Source organism: Psychrobacter sp. 1U2 (genome assembly GCF_051847575.1).
This window is the reverse complement of record NZ_JBPYDC010001783.1, coordinates 1-524: the sequence shown is the minus strand read 5'-3', so window position 1 is coordinate 524 and position 524 is coordinate 1. Positions and strand designations below refer to the sequence as shown.

The 524-nt window shown below is 39.5% G+C and carries 1 protein-coding gene; it reads right to left on the bottom strand.

Annotation, left to right across the window (positions count from 1 at the left end):
* Positions 1 to 6: 6 nt before the first annotated feature.
* Positions 7 to 524: NAD-dependent epimerase/dehydratase family protein (locus tag ACS8FD_RS24385; protein WP_439277742.1), on the bottom strand; the 518-nt coding region annotated here is incomplete at its 5' end.

Genomic DNA, 524 nt, shown 5'->3' with positions numbered 1-524 from the left:
AACCATTTAGTTTTTCTCCAAATAATATTGATAAGTTTTCTGTAAACCCTCTGTGAGTGAGTAACGGTGCTTCCAACCGAATTCTTCTAGCTTTTCTGTGCTTACCAGCTTTTGTTTCATACCGACAGGCTTGGTTAAGTCATGCGCAAAGCTTCCTTCAAAGCCGACTATAGTCGCCACAGCATCATAATACTCATTGATACTAAAATCATGACCAAGACCAATATTCAACATATCAGGCATACGCTCAAAATTATCAAACGCATAAAAGACAGCATCCGCTAGATCTTCAGCATACATAAACTCACGTCTTGCTGTTCCATCACCCCATATCTCGACTTCATTAGCATTTTGCAGTTTGGCCTGATGTAGTTTATACAGAGCCGCCGGAATCATGTGAGACTTCACACCATCGAACTTATCGTACTTACCATATAAATTACAGGGTATCAGGGTTTTATATTGCAATTGACCGCCAGACTCTAGTGAGCAATAGCTGCATAACTTAGCAATTACTATTTTAG